General features: G+C 54.9%; 15 protein-coding genes. 6 read left to right on the forward strand and 9 right to left on the reverse strand.

All coding sequences use genetic code 11. The features are described from left to right. Positions 1 to 22: 22 nt before the first annotated feature. A complete protein-coding gene (locus ABEA92_RS06090) occupies positions 23 to 763 on the reverse strand; it encodes a dienelactone hydrolase family protein (RefSeq protein ID WP_345682914.1) in 741 nt (246 codons plus the stop codon). A gap of 102 nt (positions 764 to 865) precedes the next feature. Then, positions 866 to 2,362, reverse strand: a complete 1,497-nt coding sequence (locus tag ABEA92_RS06095) for a TonB-dependent receptor (RefSeq protein WP_345682915.1) — start codon at positions 2,360 to 2,362, stop codon at positions 866 to 868. A gap of 323 nt (positions 2,363 to 2,685) precedes the next feature. Between ABEA92_RS06095 and ABEA92_RS06100 the strand changes: the two genes are divergently transcribed. The 3 genes from ABEA92_RS06100 (at position 2,686) to ABEA92_RS06110 (ending at position 5,606) form a co-directional block, all read left to right on the forward strand. Beyond that, positions 2,686 to 3,096: a hypothetical protein gene (locus tag ABEA92_RS06100; protein WP_345682916.1), complete on the forward strand. Its 411-nt coding sequence runs from the start codon at positions 2,686 to 2,688 to the stop codon at positions 3,094 to 3,096. Positions 3,097 to 3,165: 69 nt separating this feature from the next. After that, complete coding sequence (locus ABEA92_RS06105; protein ID WP_345682917.1) at positions 3,166 to 3,771, forward strand: tetratricopeptide repeat protein; 606 nt, start codon at positions 3,166 to 3,168, stop codon at positions 3,769 to 3,771. Between the two features lie 554 nt (positions 3,772 to 4,325). After that, a complete protein-coding gene (locus tag ABEA92_RS06110) occupies positions 4,326 to 5,606 on the forward strand; it encodes a cation:proton antiporter domain-containing protein (RefSeq protein WP_345682918.1) in 1,281 nt (426 codons plus the stop codon). Positions 5,607 to 5,643: 37 nt separating this feature from the next. Here ABEA92_RS06110 and ABEA92_RS06115 read toward each other — a convergent pair whose 3' ends face one another. Then, the gene (locus ABEA92_RS06115; RefSeq protein ID WP_345682919.1) at positions 5,644 to 6,729 is read right to left on the reverse strand and encodes a calcium/sodium antiporter; all 1,086 of its coding nucleotides are present in this window, start codon (positions 6,727 to 6,729) and stop codon (positions 5,644 to 5,646) included. Between the two features lie 408 nt (positions 6,730 to 7,137). After that, on the reverse strand, positions 7,138 to 7,917 hold the full coding sequence (locus ABEA92_RS06120) for a dienelactone hydrolase family protein (RefSeq protein WP_345682920.1): 780 nt from the start codon (positions 7,915 to 7,917) through the stop codon (positions 7,138 to 7,140). A gap of 269 nt (positions 7,918 to 8,186) precedes the next feature. Here ABEA92_RS06120 and ABEA92_RS06125 point away from each other — a divergent pair, with 269 nt between their 5' ends. Together ABEA92_RS06125 and yidD are read left to right on the forward strand one after the other, a co-directional pair. Next, positions 8,187 to 9,344, forward strand: a complete 1,158-nt coding sequence (locus ABEA92_RS06125) for a calcium/sodium antiporter (RefSeq protein WP_345682921.1) — start codon at positions 8,187 to 8,189, stop codon at positions 9,342 to 9,344. Positions 9,345 to 9,346: 2 nt separating this feature from the next. Next, positions 9,347 to 9,577 (forward strand): membrane protein insertion efficiency factor YidD, encoded by a 231-nt coding sequence (yidD, locus tag ABEA92_RS06130; RefSeq protein ID WP_345682922.1) that lies wholly within the window; start codon positions 9,347 to 9,349, stop codon positions 9,575 to 9,577. Between the two features lie 118 nt (positions 9,578 to 9,695). Here yidD and ABEA92_RS06135 read toward each other — a convergent pair whose 3' ends face one another. The 4 genes from ABEA92_RS06135 to ABEA92_RS06150 form a co-directional block, all read right to left on the reverse strand. Continuing rightward, positions 9,696 to 12,938: an efflux RND transporter permease subunit gene (locus ABEA92_RS06135; protein ID WP_345682923.1), complete on the reverse strand. Its 3,243-nt coding sequence runs from the start codon at positions 12,936 to 12,938 to the stop codon at positions 9,696 to 9,698. Then, a complete protein-coding gene (locus tag ABEA92_RS06140; RefSeq protein WP_345682924.1) occupies positions 12,935 to 14,812 on the reverse strand; it encodes an efflux RND transporter periplasmic adaptor subunit in 1,878 nt (625 codons plus the stop codon). The genes ABEA92_RS06135 and ABEA92_RS06140 overlap by 4 nt, the downstream gene beginning before the upstream one ends. 26 nt (positions 14,813 to 14,838) lie before the next feature. Further along, positions 14,839 to 15,555 carry a CerR family C-terminal domain-containing protein gene (locus tag ABEA92_RS06145; RefSeq protein ID WP_345682925.1) on the reverse strand — a complete coding sequence of 239 codons (717 nt, stop codon included), beginning with the start codon at positions 15,553 to 15,555 and terminating at the stop codon, positions 14,839 to 14,841. A gap of 387 nt (positions 15,556 to 15,942) precedes the next feature. Then, positions 15,943 to 16,101 (reverse strand): hypothetical protein, encoded by a 159-nt coding sequence (locus tag ABEA92_RS06150; RefSeq protein ID WP_345682926.1) that lies wholly within the window; start codon positions 16,099 to 16,101, stop codon positions 15,943 to 15,945. 169 nt (positions 16,102 to 16,270) lie between these two features. Here ABEA92_RS06150 and ABEA92_RS06155 point away from each other — a divergent pair, with 169 nt between their 5' ends. Beyond that, positions 16,271 to 16,738: a YegJ family protein gene (locus ABEA92_RS06155; RefSeq protein WP_345682927.1), complete on the forward strand. Its 468-nt coding sequence runs from the start codon at positions 16,271 to 16,273 to the stop codon at positions 16,736 to 16,738. Positions 16,739 to 17,221: 483 nt separating this feature from the next. Here the strand turns inward: ABEA92_RS06155 and ABEA92_RS06160 are convergent, their stop codons facing one another. After that, positions 17,222 to 18,658: a sulfatase gene (locus tag ABEA92_RS06160; RefSeq protein WP_345682928.1), complete on the reverse strand. Its 1,437-nt coding sequence runs from the start codon at positions 18,656 to 18,658 to the stop codon at positions 17,222 to 17,224. Positions 18,659 to 18,800 lie beyond the last annotated feature (142 nt).

Consider the following 18,800-nt stretch of genomic DNA (forward strand, 5'->3'; position numbering starts at 1 on the left):
GTGACGCGGGTATAAACCAGTACTACTTCAGATGGCTGTTGAAGTGCTGACACATCATGCCGTTTAACAGATGGGCGAGTTCGGGATCGTAGCGATGGCCGACGTCTCGCATGAACGCATGTTCGCCATTAAATTCGTGCCAACTGAATCGCGTGCCCGCGGCGGTCATCGCGTCGTAAATCAAACGGCGACCTTCGCCGGGGATATGAGGATCTTGGCGTCCCCAAACCATCATCATCTCGGCATCGATCTCGGGAATACGGTCCAGGCTGTCGTCGCACATTCCATTGCCCAAACTGCGTTTGTGAATGTCGGTCGCATAGAAACAAACGGCGGCTTGCACCGGTTTGTTCATGGCGGCACGAAAGGCGAGATGTCCACCGAGACAGATGCCGACAGTTCCAATCCGGCCGCTACACCGCGAATCATTTTGCAGAAACTCGATTGCAGCCCGTGCATCCGCATCGTAGCTGGCCAGTTCCTTGGTCGTCTTCAGCGTATTTCCACGTTCGGTCCCAACGGCGTCATAGGCAAACGCTTCACTGGGCTCGGTGAATTCGTGATAGACATCGGGCACTGCGACGATGAAGCCATGACCTGCGATCATGGCTGCGGTGCGGGCAATCGGTTCGGTCATCTGGTAGATTTCGGCGAACAAGATCACGCCTGGGAATTTTCCATCGCGATCAGGGCGAAACAGGTGCGTTCGCATTGATCCGTATGGCGTCGTCAGATCCACATTTTCAACAGGTTTGATTCGCATCGGCGTTTTCCAAAATCAGCGAAATGACCGCGACGATCACGCCGCATGTTTTGGGCATGATCATAAAGCATCGCGACAAACCGTGTCGATGGCGGCGGCGAATCAGTAGGAGTGGACTTCCGCCGACGGAATCAATTTGTTGCCGACAGCCAGAGGAGCGATTGCCGCTCGCGGTTTTTCAACGGCCTTCACCGCCTTTGGACGTGGACAACCAAAGAAGCCTCGCTGTTGGATCAACTTGGCCACTTCCGATGGCACATGTTCGGTCCAACTCGGATCGCCTGATTGGATTTGTTCGAGGACTTCACGCGAGAACGTACCGAGATGTTCGGGATTGTAATCGTCAAGCTGTTCGATGCATCCCTTGTCGACAAGGTAACGATACAGCGTGCGAATTTCCTCGGCAATTTTCAGGTTATCCACCGTCGTCAGCTCGCCCGATTTTCGATCCAGCAGCGGATAAATGTACAGTTTCAAATCGTTTTTGAACAAACGACCAAACGATTCAAGAATGCCACCATCGAGCTTGGTGTAATATTTTTCGTCGAACAGCTCCACCAAACTGGCGGCCCCCATCGTGATCCCAATCTTCTTTTTGGTGTAGCGGGCCAGATAGGCGGCGAGCCGGTAATATTCAAAGTAATCCGAAATCAACACAGTCATCCCGCTGGCCGCAAGCAAATCGACTCGTGCGAGAAAGTCTCGCAGATCAATGTCACCGTTGGCCTGCAGATTTTTCATCGTGATTTCGGCTAGCGAGACCACTTCGTTTGCGTCCACGTCGGATTCGCCTTGGAATTTTTCTTTCGCCGCTTCGATCATGTCGACATTGACATTGGTGAGCGGACGAAAACTGCCGCGTTCGACCAGGATCGGCTTTTTATAGAGCACTTCCGATGGCTGCAGCACTTCACCGTTGGCCGAAAACATCGCGGCGCTGCTGAGCCCCAATTGCACCAATCGCAAACTCATGACGCGATTGTCGACGTGACGGAACGCGATCCCTGAAAACTCGATCATGTCGATTTCGATCCGACGCGTGCTGAGGTTGTCCAGCAGCGATTCGATCAATTGATCGGGTTCATGGTTTAGAAAGAAAGCGCCGTACAACAAATTGACTCCCACGATACCGAGGGCTTCTTGTTGCAATGCGTTTTCAGTGTCCAACATGCGGACGTGAAGAATGATTTGGCTGTCCTGGTCGCGTGGATGAGCTTGGAATCGGATTCCCATCCAGCCGTGACAATCGTTGGTGCCATGAAAATTGCGAGCCGAGACGGTGTCAGCAAACGCAAAGAACGCCGTCGTGTCGCCGCGGCTTTCTCGCAAACGCTCCAGATTCAGTGCATGTTCGTGATCGAGCATGTCTTGCAGTCGTTGGCGGCAAACATAGCGTTCGCATTCGCCGTAGATCGCATCGCTGACAGACATGTCGTAGGCCGACATGCTCTTGGCGATTGTGCCTGCTGCGCCGCCGACGCGAAAGAACCATCGGACGACTTCTTGGCCTGCGCCGATTTCGGCGAACGATCCATAGCGACGCGCGTCCAAGTTGACTGCAAGTGCTTTGCGTTCTGTGTTTGGTCGTTCCGTTAACATGCCCCGGTTCCTCTAACATGGCCCCAAAAATTACTGCAACGTATAGGTATGGATTACATAAAACGTGCGGGCTGGGGAATTCGGTGCAATCCGATCGATTTCGTCGGCGGGGGATCCTCAGGGGTGACACAGACGACACAATCGAGCCCCCCAGAATGAAGAGAGGTGAGTTCGTAAAATTTTCGCAATGCGCTCTTGCTTACGATCGGCCGCATCCGATAATTGACGCAAGCGTTGTAATCGTGTCGCAAAACACGCGATGCAGCCGAGCTTTCACACTCGCCGGCCAAATCATGATGGCCGACCATTGAACCGCAATTTAGATGGCCCAACGGCAACTTCCTAGCGATGTCTCACTCTTGGCATTTTTGCCGAGTCGGTGGCATCTTGCCTGTCGCCAACCACTGATGCTGTTCATTTTCCTAGCGGCGTTGGTCCAGTTGGTCCCGATGGGGATCCAGCGAGCCGCAGAACCTGGTTCGAACATCGCTGCAGGCGTGACCAACGTCAGTGCGGATGCCAAGGTGGCGATCGAAATCGTTCGCCCCGCAGGCCAGAGCGGCCACGTCCACGAACATCGACCTGAGTCACAAAAGACGCTCGATCTCGGGTTCGCCCTTGTTTCGCAGGCGAAATATTCTTCTCCGCAGTGGCATTGCTGCAGTTGCATCACCGAACTAGACACGGTGGCGGCAGCCAATCTCGTGGACTTGCACGTGCGATTGCAGATTTAAACGACCTGCTTGGTTCGTTTTCAATCTGTTTTTCTTCTTGCATTTGTTCTTTTACCGAGAGTCCATTCTATGTCTGCGCGCACTCACAAACACAACCGAAATCAAAGTCAATCTTTATCGTCGGCAACGAAATCAAAAAATGCGGCCCCGCTGCATCCCGCGGTTGCACGCGTTTCGAATCTGATTCGACGACGCGACTATCAAGCGGCCACCGAGCTGCTTCGGTCCGCGGGACGCGACCCTTTGGTTCGCAACACTCTTGGCGTCTGTCTATTGCGGCTCGGTCATGTCGAAGAAGCGTTGGCTGTATTTCGTCAGTTTGTGTTGACGCCGGGAAGTGTCACCGAGCGAGCCGACGTCAGCAACGCGTGCAAACGCAACTTTGCCATGGCGTTGTTAATGAAAGGGTCACCCAGCGGTGCACTGGATGTCATCAACGAAACACGCGACCCGAATCACCCGATGGCGGTTCGTATGCGTGATGCGATCAAGGCCTGGGAAAAATCACTGTCGTGGCTTCGCAGGATCGATTGGAAACTCAACCGCATCGAGCCGCCTCGTTGCCAAGTTCCCATCGATTTTGAGCCTGGCGAGTTTGAATTCGATTTTGAAACCGACACGGTTCAGCGTCACTTCGACAAGCCAAGTGACAATTCGCTCGAGCTGGCCGTCTAGGCGGGTCAGCAGAACGGATTGAGAGCGATCGCGGCGTCTTTCACGTCGTCGCGTTTGCGACTGGGGTTCGTTTTGGTAGTCCGCGGCACGGACGTTCGCGTTCGTGGCTACTGCGTGACGTCACTTCGCGACGAACCATTCTCAGGGCCGGGGAACGAACATAGTGAAGCATTTCGTAGCGAGAGTCGCGTGTGAGTTTCGGGGGACGTGCGTCATGGATCGAAAGTCTTGACGGCTTGTTGATTTAGTAAAGGTTCCTGCGGCAAGGGGTGTAGGATGGACTTCCTAGTCCGTCAATGGTGGATTCGACGGACTAGGAAGTCCATCGTACGACTAAAACAACAAGCCGCCCGCGACTTCCGCTACGTTAACATCCGCAATCTCGGTTGGGAGGGCAAAGCGGTTGGATGGCACCATCTAAAACCAAGACAACATACGACCGTTGTCTATAATCGTTACTGGATGACGTGGGGTGCGTTGTCTGTTGCCGAGTGCTGTATCGACTCTGCGAACGGTTCGCTATCCGATGCTTGATTGCGAGTTTTCCGCCGCCCATGAATAACCTTGACCTAACGCTGCACCTTTTCCTGCAGATCGCTGTGATCTTGTTGGTGTGCCGAGGCGTTGGATGGGTAGCGGCGAAATTTGGCCAACCGCAAGTCGTAGCAGAGATGATTGCAGGGGTTGCACTGGGGCCCTCGTTATTTGGTCTTTGGTTGCCCGAGTGGCAGCAATCGCTGTTTCCATGGGATCCGACCCAAACGTCGCGAGATTCGCAGAGCTATCTGTATCCGATTTCTCAACTCGGATTGGCACTCTACATGTTCGTCGTTGGCATGGAGTTTCGGCTCGATATTGTTCGCCAACACTTTCGCAGCTCGCTTGCCGTTTCAGTCGCCGGGATGCTGGTTCCGTTTGTCTTTGGTTCGGCATTGGCGTGGTTCTTTGTCCGACATACGTCGTTGTTCATGCCGCAAACCGGCCTGATCGAAGCCATGTTGTTCTTGGGCGCTTCATTGTGCATCACCGCGTTTCCAATGCTGGCTCGGATCATTCACAGCAAAGGTCTCGCGGGAACTCGGATGGGGACAGTCGCCATTGGGGCTGGCGCGATTGACGATGCCGCGGCTTGGTGTTTGTTAGCACTCGTGTTGGCCAGTTTTGACGATGATTTTTCGTTGGCATACTGGAGCATCGGCGGCGGGATCGCATTTATCTTGACCGCCGTGATCGTGATTCGGCCACTGCTGAGCCGATTGCTTGATGGGAATCGCCCCAATGAACATTCGTTGCATCCAGCGAGTTTGGCGATCGCGCTGGCCGCCATGTCGCTTGGAGCTTGGTTCACGGACAAAATTCATTTGCACGCGGTATTTGGTGCCTTCATCATTGGCACCGTGATCCCACGCGGAGCGGTGACTCGCGAATTGATCCAGCGAATTGAACCGCTTACGGTCGCAATCTTGTTGCCACTTTTCTTTACCTATTCAGGCTTGAACACGCAAATCACGGTGCTGGACAGCTTCTATCAATGGGGGCTGTGCGGAATCGTGCTGCTGATCGCGATCGTTGGCAAAGGAGCGGCATGCGCGATGGCGGCGTGGAAGACCGGCGTTCCCGGGCGTGAGTCGCTCGGGATCGGCGTGCTGATGAACGCGCGAGGGTTGATGGAATTGATCGTGATCAATATCGGTTTGCAACGCGGATTGATCTCTGAAGAGCTGTTCGTGATGTTGGTGTTGATGGCGATCGTTACCACATTGATGACTTCGCCTATCTTTGATTGGCTCGTGCAGCGATCGCCCGATCGTTCGACATCGACGATGGACGAATAGCGTGTTGATCGCATAGCAATCAACGACCATGGTTTCATTACGATGCTTGGTCGGCGCTACGATCAGCGGGCGACTGGGGCCGCGTGTGTTTCCAAGCGACGTAACTGACAACCACGCAAACGATTGGCAGCAATCCAAAAACAAGTAGCGTTTTGGCTGTCGCAACCCACTGCAAATGCAGCACCCCGCCGACCAGCAATCCGTTGTAAATCAGAAACAGCATCAACATCACAGCGCCCTCGGCTCGCGAAACGACCGCGTGCGAAAGAAAGATCGGCCAACAGAGAATCGCCACCCAAAACATGACGAGGAGGTCGAACCACAGCACCGCATCGGCAACCGGGACACCGTCGGCTCCTAACACCGCCGCAGTGGCCAACACCATCATCAGATTGAACACGTTGCTGCCGACAATGTTTCCGACCGCAATGTCACGTTGGCCTCGCATCGCTGCAACAATCGATGTTGCCAATTCAGGTAACGAGGTTCCCGCAGCCACAATGGTCAATCCGATTACCATATCACTGACACCAAGCTGGCGGGCGATCACCGTTGCCGAATCGACAAGCAGATCGGCGCCGAAAACCAACGCCACTAAACCGATCAACAGCAAGACAAGGCTTACGATCAACTTTCGTGGCGAAACCTGCGTCTCGACCGCCAGTTCGTCTGATTTGGTTTCGTTGCGGCCCGCGCGAATCAACCATGCGGTATACAACAGAAAAGACAGCAACATACCGCCGCCTTCCCAACGTCCGATGGTGCCATCGTAGGCAGCTAGCCAAACCACCATCGAACCGAGGATCATGATCGGCACATCAAGACGAACCAACTGGGACGACACCGATAGCGGAACAATGACGGCGGATACGCCAAGAATCAACAAAACGTTGAAGATATTGCTGCCGACAACGTTCCCCAGCGCGATCGCTGCGTCGCCCTTCAAACTGGAAACCGAGGAAACGGCAAGCTCCGGCGCACTCGTTCCGAACGCGACGACGGTCAAACCGATCACCAGCGGTGAAATGCGAGCCGCCCCTGCCAACGTCACCGCCCCACGCACAAGTAGTTCGGCTCCAAACACCAAAATGGCCAAGCCGAGCAACAGCAATAGGTAGGTCATGTTGGAATATTGACTCTGGGTTTGAGGAAAGCGAAGCGCGAAGCGGTGATCAATCTATCGCGAATTATACGACGCGATAGCGGGCAGGCAAAAAAGAGGCCTAGTGGACGCTTCCCAACGTCATCGACGTTGGGTAGCGGTGCTGCGCAAGCCGCCCGGTTGCAGCAAGTTCAACGTTCGATTTTGACCGGGCGGCTCGCACCGCTCCGCTTAGAAAAACACTTGGCTAGTTGCTTCCAAACCGCCGAAAGTCTTAACGGCTTGTTGATTTAATGAAGTTTCCTGCGGCAAGGGGTGTATGATGGACTTTCTAGTCCGTCAATGGCGCATTCGACGGACTAGGAAGTCCATCGTACGACTAAATCAACAAGCCGTTGGCGACTTTCGCTACGTTTTGTGGGACGCGATTCAATCAAACAACTCGGCGAAAAATGCCTTCATCGCAACCCATGATCGCTGGTCGGCTTTGGCGTTGTAGGCGGCGCCGCGAGAGTTATCGTTGCCGGCCATCGGCTGCGTGAACGAGTGCACGGCTCCGGAGTAGTAAATCATTTGCCAATCCACATTGGCTTCATTGAACTCTTTCTTCATCGCGTCGATGTCGGCTTCGGGGACAAACGGATCATCGGCTCCGTGACAAATCAGCACCTTGGCCTTGATGTTCTTGCCATCTTCGGGACTCGGGGAATCCAGTGCTCCGTGAAAGCTGACGACACCATCGACATCGGCACCGCTACGCGCCAATTCAAGCACCCCCTTGCCACCAAAACAGTAACCGATTGCAGCGATTTGGTTCTCGTCGACTCCCTTTTGCGCCAACAATTGTTGCAATCCCAAATTCAAACGTTTTCGGTAGAGCGCCGAATTGTTTTTGAACGTCCCCGAAACTTTCGCCGCTTCCTGCGGATTTGCAGGCCGGTTGCCTTTCCCGTAAATGTCCAACGCAAACGCGACGTAACCCAATTCCGCCAATTGTTTGCATCGACCTCGTTCGTAGTTGGTTTGCCCCATCCATTGATGGACCACCAAGATACCGGGTACGGGCTCGGAAATCGCAGCCGGATCCCAAGCGACAAAACCTTCGAGTGTCACGTCGCCATCCTGATAGGTGACTTCTTTGGTTTGCACTTCGGCTTGAACCAGCGAAGCTCCCATTCCGATCATCAACAACGCAAAGACGAAACGCATCAAATGTCACCTCGTAAACTTGGACTTGCAAAAATGGAGAACGCAGGCGGCATCATCGAAAGCTGCTTGCGGACGAACGGCTCATTCTACTGCAACACGCATGTAGCGTCAGCCGCGGCCGAGGCGCGGATCACAACATGGATCGGGAATAGATTGATACGGTACTAAGCCCGAATCGTCCATTTGGGCAACAAACTGCCCGGCCATGCGACGGTCCCCCCGCGATTGCACGCATGTTCCTCGAACCTGACTTTCCGCATAGAATCGTCATGTTCACCCAACAGCCCCCCTCTTGTTACGCAAAGATTGATTCCCAGATGACCTACGTGTTGCTTCTTGTCGGACTCGTGATCCTTGTGGTCGGAGCGGAACTGCTGGTACGTGGTTCGGTGACGCTTGCGGCATTTGCAGGCGTTTCGCCTCTGATCATCGGCTTGACTGTCGTGGCATTTGGAACGAGTGCCCCTGAGCTAGCCGTTTCATCGGTTTCCAGTTTAAAGGGGGATTCGGAAATCGCCTTGGGCAACGTGATCGGCAGCAACATTTGCAATATCCTGCTGATTCTGGGAATCTCGGCAGTGATCGTTCCGCTCACCGTGTCGTCCCAATTGGTTCGCTTGGATGTTCCGGTGATGATCGCGTCCTCGTTGGCGGTATGGGGAACCGGCTACGACGGGGCGATCACCCGTGTCGAAGGGATCCTGCTGTTTCTCGGCTTTGTCCTCTATACGATTTACATGATTCGCAAAGGCCGACGCGAGGAAGCGTCGCGGCGGAGTGCGATTGAATTGGAACCCGACTTCCTAGCCCACCCAACCTTGTCCATCGGCCAAGCCACTTTGAACGCCGTTTACATCTTGATCGGTTTGGGAATGCTCGTCCTGGGCGCTCAATTGCTGGTGGATTCAGCAGTGAAAATCGCGACCGAGTTTGGGATCAGCGAGATTGTCATCGGGTTGACCATCGTCGCGATTGGGACTTCGCTTCCCGAGTTAGCGACGTCGGTGGTCGCCGCGATGAAAGGGCAACGTGACTTGGCCGTCGGAAACGCTGTGGGCAGCAACATGTTTAATTTGATGATCGTATTGCCAGCGGCGGCGGTATTGTCCCCCGCCGGCGTGCCGGTAACGACATCGGTGTTGTGGTTTGATCTGGCCGTGATGGCGATGATCGCGCTGATCTGTTGGCCTATTTTCATCAGCCGCTCGACCGTGTCACGGTTCGAAGGCGCCGTGATGCTGATGTTGTTTGCAGCCTACACCGCGATCCTGGTTGCGGAAGCGACGAACTATGATTCCGTGCAAACCCTAAAAACCGGTTATTCGATTTTCATCCTGCCCGCCGTGATTGCGGTCGTTAGCATCGCCGCGTTGATTCATATCCGAGATGGTCGCAGCGAATCTGCGGTTGCGCAAACCAAGACCTAGGCATGTTCAAAACGATTCACCGCTGGATCATCGTGATCGTGCTTGCTCCCATCCGTTTTTATCAGATGGCGATCAGCCCGATGATAGGTCCCAATTGTCGTTTTACGCCCACGTGCAGCCAGTATGCGATCGAAGCGATCCGCAAATACGGGGTGCTGCGAGGCAGCATCAAAGCGGTGTGGCGTATTCTGCGTTGCCATCCCTGGAACCCAGGCGGCTATGACCCGCCTTGATGCTGCGAGCGTTACAGTTGCACTGTGTTGCCCGCCCAAATCCGCCTACTACCGGATCTTCGCTTCGCTGCAATCCGGCCCACGATCGATTTAGCTTTGACCGGCTGAAATGCGGTGGTCACTCATCTTCGGTGACGGAAAAACCCAGGTGTTCGATGACCCAGATATAGATCAGATAAAACACCGGGATCAACAACAGGACGAGCGATGTGGCCAACATCAATCCGAACGCCAAACTGGCGGCCATCGGAATCAACAATTGTGCCTGGAACGACTTTTCGGTTAACAATGGCAACAGTCCTGCGATCGTCGTCAAGCTAGTCAACATGATCGGACGGAAACGTCGTTCACCTGATTCGATCAGTGCCACACGAGGCGGAACCCCGGCGCGGACTCGTGAATTGATAAAGTCGATCAAGACGATCGAATCGTTCACCACGACTCCCGCCAATGCCACGAGTCCAAACATGCTGAACAACGTTAACGGCAATCCGAGCACCGCGTGTCCCCACACCGCACCGATCATTCCAAACGGGACGATGGCCAAAATCAATAGCGGCTGGACGTAACTGCGGAACTGCAGCACCAACAAAACAAACATGCACACGATTGCGATCGCAAATCCGACCATCAAACTGCCCACCGACTCGTTGCTCTGTTCGCGTTGCCCTTCCCATCGCAGCGATACCGCGGGGTATTGTTTCAACAACTGCGGCACGTAATCCGTTTGCAGTTCACCAATGATCAAATCGGCATTGGCCGTTATTTCATCCAAGTCGGCGGATACGGTTACCGAACGCATCTGGTCGACCCGGTTGATTTCCGAAAATCCTCGCTTCAATTCCACATCCGCCAATTCCGTGATCGGGCTCTGTTTTCCATCGGCGGTACGCACACGGATTTCGCGAAAATTGACCAAACTGTTACGTTCGTCTTCGGGATGCCGGACCATCAACTTGACTTCATGACGTCCTCGCTGCAATCGCATCACTTCGGCTCCGAAGTAAGCATTGCGAACGGTATCCCCCAAATCCATCGGCGTTACGCCGGTGGCGAGCGCTCGATCCTTGACTTTGAACTGGAACTCCCATTTGCCTGGGGTGTTGTCATCGGCGATATCATAGACGCCAGTGAAATCAGCCAGGCGAGTTTTGATCGCTTCGGTCGCGGCCAACAATTGGTCGACGTTTTCGCTTTGGGCAAGCAGTTTGAATTCGATCGGTTTGCCGCTCGGTCCGACGCCGACCGAGCCGTATGTGACTTTCTCGGCCCCTGCGAACTCGCCCACCTCCTCACGCCACATCGCTAGCAGTTGATCGCTATGGATATCGCGAATTTCGGTATCAAACAGTTCGACAAAGACCTGTCCGAGATGGCTACCACCGCCCCCGTTTCCGCCCATCGGGCCTTGGGTATTGGTGATCTTTCCGTTCTCGCGATAGGTCAACCGGACTGGCCCGGTCACCTTACCGTCGGTCAGCGGGTAGATTTCATCAACAGGAACGCCCGTTTCTGCGGCCCGATCTTCCGCCACGCGGATACTGACACGACGGATCGCTTCTTCCATTGTGCGAGTCGCCCGATCGGTTTCCGAGGCTGAGGTGCCGTCGGGAAACACGATCGTCGCTTGCAAGAAGTTGTTATCCGATTTCGGGAACAAAATACTTTTGACGATTCCGCCTCGCACCATTCCGATCGTGATCAAGAACATCGCAACCGCGACCGCGATCATGAACGGAGGATGTCGCAAACTGAATTTCAACGTGGGAACATAAAACCGGGTACAAACCCAATCCATGCCCTGGGTCGCTCGCACACTGGCCCATCCCAACAACAATCCAAACGGTCGCAGCGGATACATCACGATCGAAATCAGGCGAAAAACGCCGTGATGTCGATGAGCCAAGTGACAAGGCAATACAAACGTGCTTTCCCACAGCGAGATCAACAGCATCGCGATCACGGCAAAGGGAATCACCGCCATGAATTTCCCCATCACGCCCGACACGAAAAACATCGGCGAAAACGCGATCACGGTGGTCGTTACCGATGCCGCCACACTGGGCAAAACCTCGGTGGCCCCGTCGATCGCCGCATCGAGCAGCGATTTGCCCATCTGCTGGTGCGAATAAATATTTTCGCCGATCACAATCGCATCATCCACAACGATGCCCAATGCGACCAGAAACGAAAACAGACTTAGCATATTGAGGGTCTGATCCCCCCAAGACAACATCGCGCCGGCGCCAAGAATTGAAATCGGAATACCGAGGGCAACCCAGACGGCCAAACGGATCTCAAGAAACAACGCGAGTACCAAGAACACAAGAAACAAGCCCTGTGCACCGTTTCGCAGCAACAGCGAAAGACGGTCTCGCACGTCCTTGCTGCTGTCGCCCCAAATTTCGAATCGATAGCCCTCGGGAAGCTCTTTTACGTCCACGTATTCGTAAACCGCGTCGACCAACGCCAACAAGTCCTCGCTCTTGGTGCGTTCGACATTCACGACCATGGCCGGTTCGCCATTGATTTCACCGGTGGCCGTTACGTCAGCGAATTCGTCTTTGACCACACCAAGATCGGCTACCGTCAACACGACTCCGTTGGCCTGAGTGACGAGTGGAAGCTTGGCGATTTCTTCGCCGATACGCCCTTTGTTTTTTGCACGCAGCAAAACTTCTTGACCTTCGGATTTAAGCAATCCACCGGGCAATTCGACGTTCCTGGCTTGCAAGATCGACGCCACTTGGCTGAGCGTCAGCCCATAGCTTCGCAGCGTCGCCTCGGGAATCTCGACATCAATTTGGTAATCGCGTGACCCCATGATCGATGCGGACGAGACCGCGTTGATTTGCAGCAGATCATCGCGAACCTCTTCGGCTACCTCACGCAATCGCAATTCGGCTTCGCGAGACCGGTCATCGGGACCGACGACGCCGACACGAATCGCGGCTTCGCGAAATGTGATCTGTTGAATCTGTGGATCTTCGGCCAACACGGGAAAGCTAGGAATCCGATTGACTTCGCGGTCGATCTCGGACATCACCTTCTGCACGTCTTTGACGTCGCTGCGCAGTTCCGCCAACACGTAGCCCGAACCTTCTTGAGCAATCGACGTGACCTTTTTGATCCCATCGATGGCGCGAATCGCCTCTTCGATCTTTTGACAGATCGCCTCTTCGGTGTCCTGCGGAGTCGCACCGGGGTAGGGGACCGTGACCATCACGACTTCGAGTTCGAATTCGGGAAAAACTTCCCGACGCATTTTCCAAAGCGAAATCCCGCCGACTAACATCAGCGCCAACATCAAGACGTTCATGCCTGGCGAATTTCGGATCGCCCAACCAATAAACCGTTTCACTTGGCGGTCTCCTTGGTCACGTCAAATCGCGAGTCCGCCGATACATGCGTTGTTGTCGAGGACGCTTCGGCTGCGATTCCCGATGCGTCCATGGTCCGCATGCGGGCAGGCATCGTATCGCCTTCGACCGTACCCACCGGCGATACGACCACGTACGCGCCTGCTTTCATTCGTTGATCCTTGACCTCACATACCCACCACTTCTTATCGCCATTTTGCAGCGGATTGTCTTGATCGGACTCGGCAAACTCACCGGCGACCGACAATGAATCGACGGGGAAAATCGAATCGCGATTGACGATTCGGCCCGCCTGCCATGCCGCCGGATCAAATCCATCGGTTTTGTCTTCGTCGGACGTTTCATCGGGTGTTTGCGGTTGCACCGAAGTCGATTCCGGTGACGATCCCAGCGTGGATTCGTTTTCGGACTGCGACACCAAGGTCGTCGCCGGCGCTGGATCCCCCGGCAGCGACGATTGCGCTGCAACCTCGAGTACCGTTTCGTCGGGGACAAATTCCCAGGCACGGTTGCCAGGTTTCATCGCCGCTGCGGGAATGACCACCAATGGCGTCCGCGGCTCGATCAGCAGCTTGACGGTCACGTACATGCCTCGCACCAATGTCGACGGCCCGGACAAGGACGACGAATCGTCCTCGGTTTCGAACGCGCTAGGATTGTCGACCAAAATACGGACGGGAACGGTTCGCGTCGTGGGATCAAGACCGATGCCGTCATAGCTCAACAGTCGCCCGTCCCAACGATAGACCTTGCCCTCGCGACCGGAGATTTCAAACTCGACAATCGCAGGGGTTTCGGGAAGATCGTACCCGCGTCCTTGGGCATTGCCCGGTGTGGCGGATCGATCGGCTTGATCAAGCACCCAATACAGTTGATCCATTCGCAAATTGGTGGCCACTTCGACTTTGGTGGTGTCTTCGATCGTCACAATCGGATTGCCACGAGCCACAAAGGTGTTCAGTTCGGCATCTTCGTTAACGATCACTCCATCGATCGGAGATCGGATTTCGGTTCGCTCCAAATTGACACGAGCGGTTTCCAATTGAGCGCTGGCAAGCCGCTCGGAAGCTTCCAATCGAGCGCGACGTTTGCGAAGCAATTCAAGCTGGTTTTCGTAGCCAACACGCTGCTGCGTCGATTGCAATACCGCCCGTCTCGCTTTATCGATTTCGCCCTCGCTGGCAAAACCGCCCGGCAGCGACTGTAACCGCTGCACTTCGCGCTGTTGCAACGTTTCGTCTTGGATTGCGACTTCGATCAACCGTTTGGTGTTCGCCATCTCCTGATCGACTTCGCCGAGCGCCTCGTACTCTTGTTCTTTCAGCCGGGTCAAACGAGTGACTTCAAGTTCATAATCGGTCGGATCGATCCGCATCAGCAAATCGCCTTTTTTGACAAACGCCCCCGCTTCGCATTGGTCCGATTTGAAGATGATTTTCCCAGCGACTTCCGTCGCAAGTCGCACTTCGCGATACGGAACGACGGTGCCATCGACCTGCAACTGCAATTGCCGACCGAAATCGCTCAACGCTTTGACGCGCTCGGTCCGCACCGGCGTCAACGCCTTCATGCGTCCCGCATAGCTTGCATCAGCAGGCGGACGCTGCGACGGAGCCACCTTGCCAAGTGCGATCACCGTCGCCACGGCGACCACCACAATCGCAATGGGGATGATCAGATTGAACAGGAACCACGACGGCGTAAAAACGTGCCGGGTGGCCGGAGGGGATGTGGGGTCAGGATTCATGGATGAAACGGAAGGATCCGGCGAATGTCCCGCGTCGATCGATCGCGACGCTTCGGACGACGGTGGTAAAGTCGCGTCGCTATGGTTAGTAACAGCAGGAGAAGTCATGATGAATATTGGGTGAAAACGACGTTCTATTGGTTCTTTTCGATGGGTTTGGCAAGTGTCTCGACTAACTCAGTGAGCTGCGACTTGTGGTCCACCAAGGCGGCATGTTGCGCCGCCGCTAGGATTACCGCCGTGATGTGGTGGCTGAGCGAGCGAACATCGTAATGCTTGTCACGCTCGGACTCGGGAATCAAAATCTTCACCACACCGCTGCTGACTCGGTAATAGAGACATTGACCGACCGCACTAAGCGCTAGTTGGTCGATCACGTGCTGCGGCACCGGTTGGTCAAGAATCGATGACACCGCACTGCGAATCTGATCAAAGATTGGGCGGAAACAGTCATTAACCATCTCGCAAAATACCGCTGTCGGATTCTGCATTTCGCGCAGAAACAGCTCGGTTTCCCAGCCCCCTTCGTCGTCGGTCAACATCCGCGAAAGCAGCGTGTGGACCAGACAATACAGGTCGTAGCGAGGATCGTCACCGAGACATGGCGGGACCGGAAACGCATGCTCACGCGACTGGCGAACGTACTCCATCACCTCACGATACAGCCCCAGTTTGTCGCCAAAGTAGTATCCCACCGAGGCAATATTGACGCTCGCTTCGCCGCAGATTTCACGCACGGTCGCTCGATTGAAGCCGCGATTGGCGAAAACGGCTCCGGCGGCCATCAACAGCCGCGTGCGAGTATCGGTCGCCACATCCAGCGGCGGATCCGCCGAATTGATTTCAGACAAGTTTGCACCCTCAACCTGTATTATTAAACAACTGTTTTAAACAATCGTTTAAAACAGCCAAATTGTCAAGCCAAATAGGCAAAAAGGACGCCAGAGGTGGGCACAACGGCCAGCATTTTGCCGGGCGAAGCCAAGTTATTGAGGGCGAACCGGGCTAGCCACGCTGAATGGCTTTCGCTGTTTTTTTTCGCCTCCGCTTGCCTGCCCTCCTTTTGCGACGATAGCAAACGCAGCGGACTGCGATACTTCCGATCCGGCGGCTTCCAATCGATGGCAGGCGTGAGTCAGGGACAATCCCAGCAAAAATGCGATCACTCATCGACCGGCAAGGCAAGCTCACTAGGAATCTTGACGCGGCCGACAACGCCGCGGCAGACACCGAAGATCCTAGTCGCTATCCAGGATGCAGCTTCGCCGGGTTGCGGTGAGTAAATCGTTCGATGTTGACCGGGCGGCTTGCGCCGCTCCGCTGTAAAAATCCAACGGTTCGGTGCCAAAGTCGATGGTTTTGGGGAAACCACCCTCGTCGCTTTCAGCTACAGGCATCGTCACCTCTCGCGCTAGTGGTTCTTCGGGTATACTGCTTCGCGTTGTAACTAAACCGCGTAACTAAACCGCCGCCCAACCCAACCTAAACCCAACTCAGGTGCCTGACGTTGCCGCAGACACATTCACTCCGCCCGCGTTATGCCCACTGTTCACCAGGAACCCATTCATGAGACATTGCTCAAGCCTCGTCCTGATTCTCTTGTTTGCAATCAGTGGATGCGGCAAAACCACTCCAGAGACACTTGTAACATCCGGCTACGACGAACAGGAAATGGACACGGCGATCTCGCGTGCGCGTGCCGAGGTCGATTCATTTATCAGCGAGCTCTCGCAACCAACCGGGACGGACCATGCGGTCAAAGCCCCGATCGAGGACGCAGGGGAAACCGAACATTTTTGGCTGACCGACGTCTCGTTTCAAAACGGCGAATTCAAGGGCACGATTAACAACGACCCCGGCGTTGTGAGCAACGTCGAGATCGGCCAATCATGGACGGTAAAGAAAACCGAGATCTCCGATTGGATGTTCATGCGGGATGGCAAGATGCACGGAAACTACACCATGCGGCCGCTGTTAAAAACGATGCCAGAGGAAGAGGCGGAATTGTACCGCTCGCTGCTTGCGGACCCTTGATCCTCAGGCCGCTTTGGCTTGCCCGCTGCGGAAGCCACCAATTCACACGCAACAATTGTTGACGCTGCGTCATTGTCGTTTTTCCCAGCAAGTCCCAACCCGACGCGTCAGTTTTGAAGTTGCGCGTTTAGACGTTCTTCGGGCCAACGGCCCAGCAATTTGCCTAGCCGCCCTCATTAAGTCCGAACAAACGGCCGGGCCGTTAGCCCTTCCATTCATTGGTTTCCTTGGTCCCAGCCCGTTGGACTGGGCTAGGTAAACGTCCGGGGCTTTGCCCCTAAAGACAATCGCGCAAACTCAAAATACGTAGCCGGGGGCAAATCGTTTCAGACGCATGGTCAATGCCATCGACTTTGACCCCGAACGAATGTTTTCGATAGCGGCGCGTTACCCAAGCTAGATTGCAACGGGCGCTGAGCGGTGAATCGCACTAGGGAAGCTGATCCGTCCTGCCACTGCGATGGCACTCGCATTCAACCGATCTCATTGCCGTTTGGCTTTCTTCTTTTCCGCATTTGCCTTCTTTGCCGCTGCGGGCTTCGTGGGCGGCTCGTTTTGCGAAGGCACATGAGCGGCGAGCCTTTTCTTGACCGCTGCGAACTCGATGTTTCCGGCGAGATTCGTATATTCGTACGGATCATTTTGGTGGTCATAAAGCTCTTCTGAACCGTCCGCATAACGAATGTAACGGTAGCGTTGATCGCGGATCGCATGATTGAGGTAACCGTGGGTCGTTAACGCAACTCCGTCCCACTTGGACGCAGGATTTTCAAGTAGCCCCACGATGCTTTTGCCCTCCAGGTGGTTGGGAGATTCGAGCCCTGCGAGCTCGCAAAGTGTCGGATAGACGCTCATGAAATCGACGGGGCGGTCGCAAAGCGTCCCAGGCTGGGTGACCCCGGGTGCAACCCAGATAAAAGGGGTTCGAGTGGCTTCTTCCCACAATGCAAATTTCCGCCAGTGTTGTTTTTCGCCGAGGTGCCAACCATGGTCGCCCCAAAACACAATGATCGTGTTATCGCGTTCGGGACTGTCTTGATAAGCATCCAGCAATCGGCCGACGTTCATGTCAACGTACGCGATCGTTGCCAAATAGGACTGAACCGCGTCTTTCCAACGCCCCGACTTCAAAAATTTTGCGTGGTCCTTTTCGGGCCCCGCCATCTTCACACCGGCTTTGGGAAGATCCGCTAAATCGTCTTCGCGGTGCGGCGGCAGTTGAACCTCGTCACGCGGGTACATGTCGTAATATTTGCGAGGGACGGCCCACGGCAGATGCGGTTTGATCAACCCGCAGGCGATGAAGAACGGCTTGTCCCGTTTTTGTTTCATGCGATCGATACAGAAATCGACGGTGTGCCAATCGGCAAGGTCCTTGTCTTGCAGGTCAAGTCCAAGCGGCTGGTGGAAGCCTTCGTATTTGCTAGGACTGCGGCCAGCGCTGTTCTCGCTGTGCACCGGAGGATACTCGTCCCACTCCGAGGCATAGACGGTTGCCAGCCCGCCGGCGCTGGAGTGATAGGTCTTGCCCATCGCGGCCGTGTAGTAGCCATTCTTCTTGAAGTGCGCGTTCAAATTCAGCCCCTCGGCAATGTGCCGCTTCCAAGGATCACCGTTGACGTAACAGCCCGAGCTGTGCGGACGAATACCAGACCACAATGACGCACGCGAAGGTCCGCACGCGGGCGCGGCGCAGTGGGCATTGGTAAACGAGACACCCATCGCGGAAAGGCGATCAATATTAGGAGTTTTGCATTGCGGGTTGCGTCCGGTGTACCCCACCCAGTGATTGAGGTCATCGACACAGATGAAGAGCACATTGGGCTGCTTCGCTTCGCCCGAACCGGCAATGACCAGAGTCCAAGCTAAGATGCCGAACAGCATGACTGCTCGACGCGTGAAGTAGTTGAAGGGGTTCATGCGAGTCAACCTAATGAAGCGTTGGCGAAGGGGCAGAGCTTGAAGAATCGGGACAAGAGAATCGTCCCGCAGCCATTATGCCGCAGAACTCGCCCGAGTTCCAACACAATCACCCTCCGTCAGCGCAAACAGGGATTTCTCG

Origin of the sequence: Novipirellula caenicola (assembly GCF_039545035.1) — a bacterium.
GTDB lineage: Bacteria > Planctomycetota > Planctomycetia > Pirellulales > Pirellulaceae > Novipirellula > Novipirellula caenicola.

Bases quoted from the DNA above. Each gene is read 5' to 3' on its own strand.
- ABEA92_RS06090 (WP_345682914.1), bottom strand. From the start codon at position 763: ATGCGAATCAAACCTGTTGAAAATGTGGATCTGACGACGCCATACGGA.
- ABEA92_RS06095 (WP_345682915.1), bottom strand. From the start codon at position 2,362: ATGTTAACGGAACGACCAAACACAGAACGCAAAGCACTTGCAGTCAAC.
- ABEA92_RS06100 (WP_345682916.1), top strand. From the start codon at position 2,686: ATGGCCCAACGGCAACTTCCTAGCGATGTCTCACTCTTGGCATTTTTG.
- ABEA92_RS06105 (WP_345682917.1), top strand. From the start codon at position 3,166: ATGTCTGCGCGCACTCACAAACACAACCGAAATCAAAGTCAATCTTTA.
- ABEA92_RS06110 (WP_345682918.1), top strand. From the start codon at position 4,326: ATGAATAACCTTGACCTAACGCTGCACCTTTTCCTGCAGATCGCTGTG.
- ABEA92_RS06115 (WP_345682919.1), bottom strand. From the start codon at position 6,729: ATGACCTACCTATTGCTGTTGCTCGGCTTGGCCATTTTGGTGTTTGGA.
- ABEA92_RS06120 (WP_345682920.1), bottom strand. From the start codon at position 7,917: ATGCGTTTCGTCTTTGCGTTGTTGATGATCGGAATGGGAGCTTCGCTG.
- ABEA92_RS06125 (WP_345682921.1), top strand. From the start codon at position 8,187: ATGTTCACCCAACAGCCCCCCTCTTGTTACGCAAAGATTGATTCCCAG.
- yidD (WP_345682922.1), top strand. From the start codon at position 9,347: ATGTTCAAAACGATTCACCGCTGGATCATCGTGATCGTGCTTGCTCCC.
- ABEA92_RS06140 (WP_345682924.1), bottom strand. From the start codon at position 14,812: ATGACTTCTCCTGCTGTTACTAACCATAGCGACGCGACTTTACCACCG.
- ABEA92_RS06150 (WP_345682926.1), bottom strand. From the start codon at position 16,101: ATGCCTGTAGCTGAAAGCGACGAGGGTGGTTTCCCCAAAACCATCGAC.
- ABEA92_RS06155 (WP_345682927.1), top strand. From the start codon at position 16,271: ATGAGACATTGCTCAAGCCTCGTCCTGATTCTCTTGTTTGCAATCAGT.
- ABEA92_RS06160 (WP_345682928.1), bottom strand. From the start codon at position 18,658: ATGAACCCCTTCAACTACTTCACGCGTCGAGCAGTCATGCTGTTCGGC.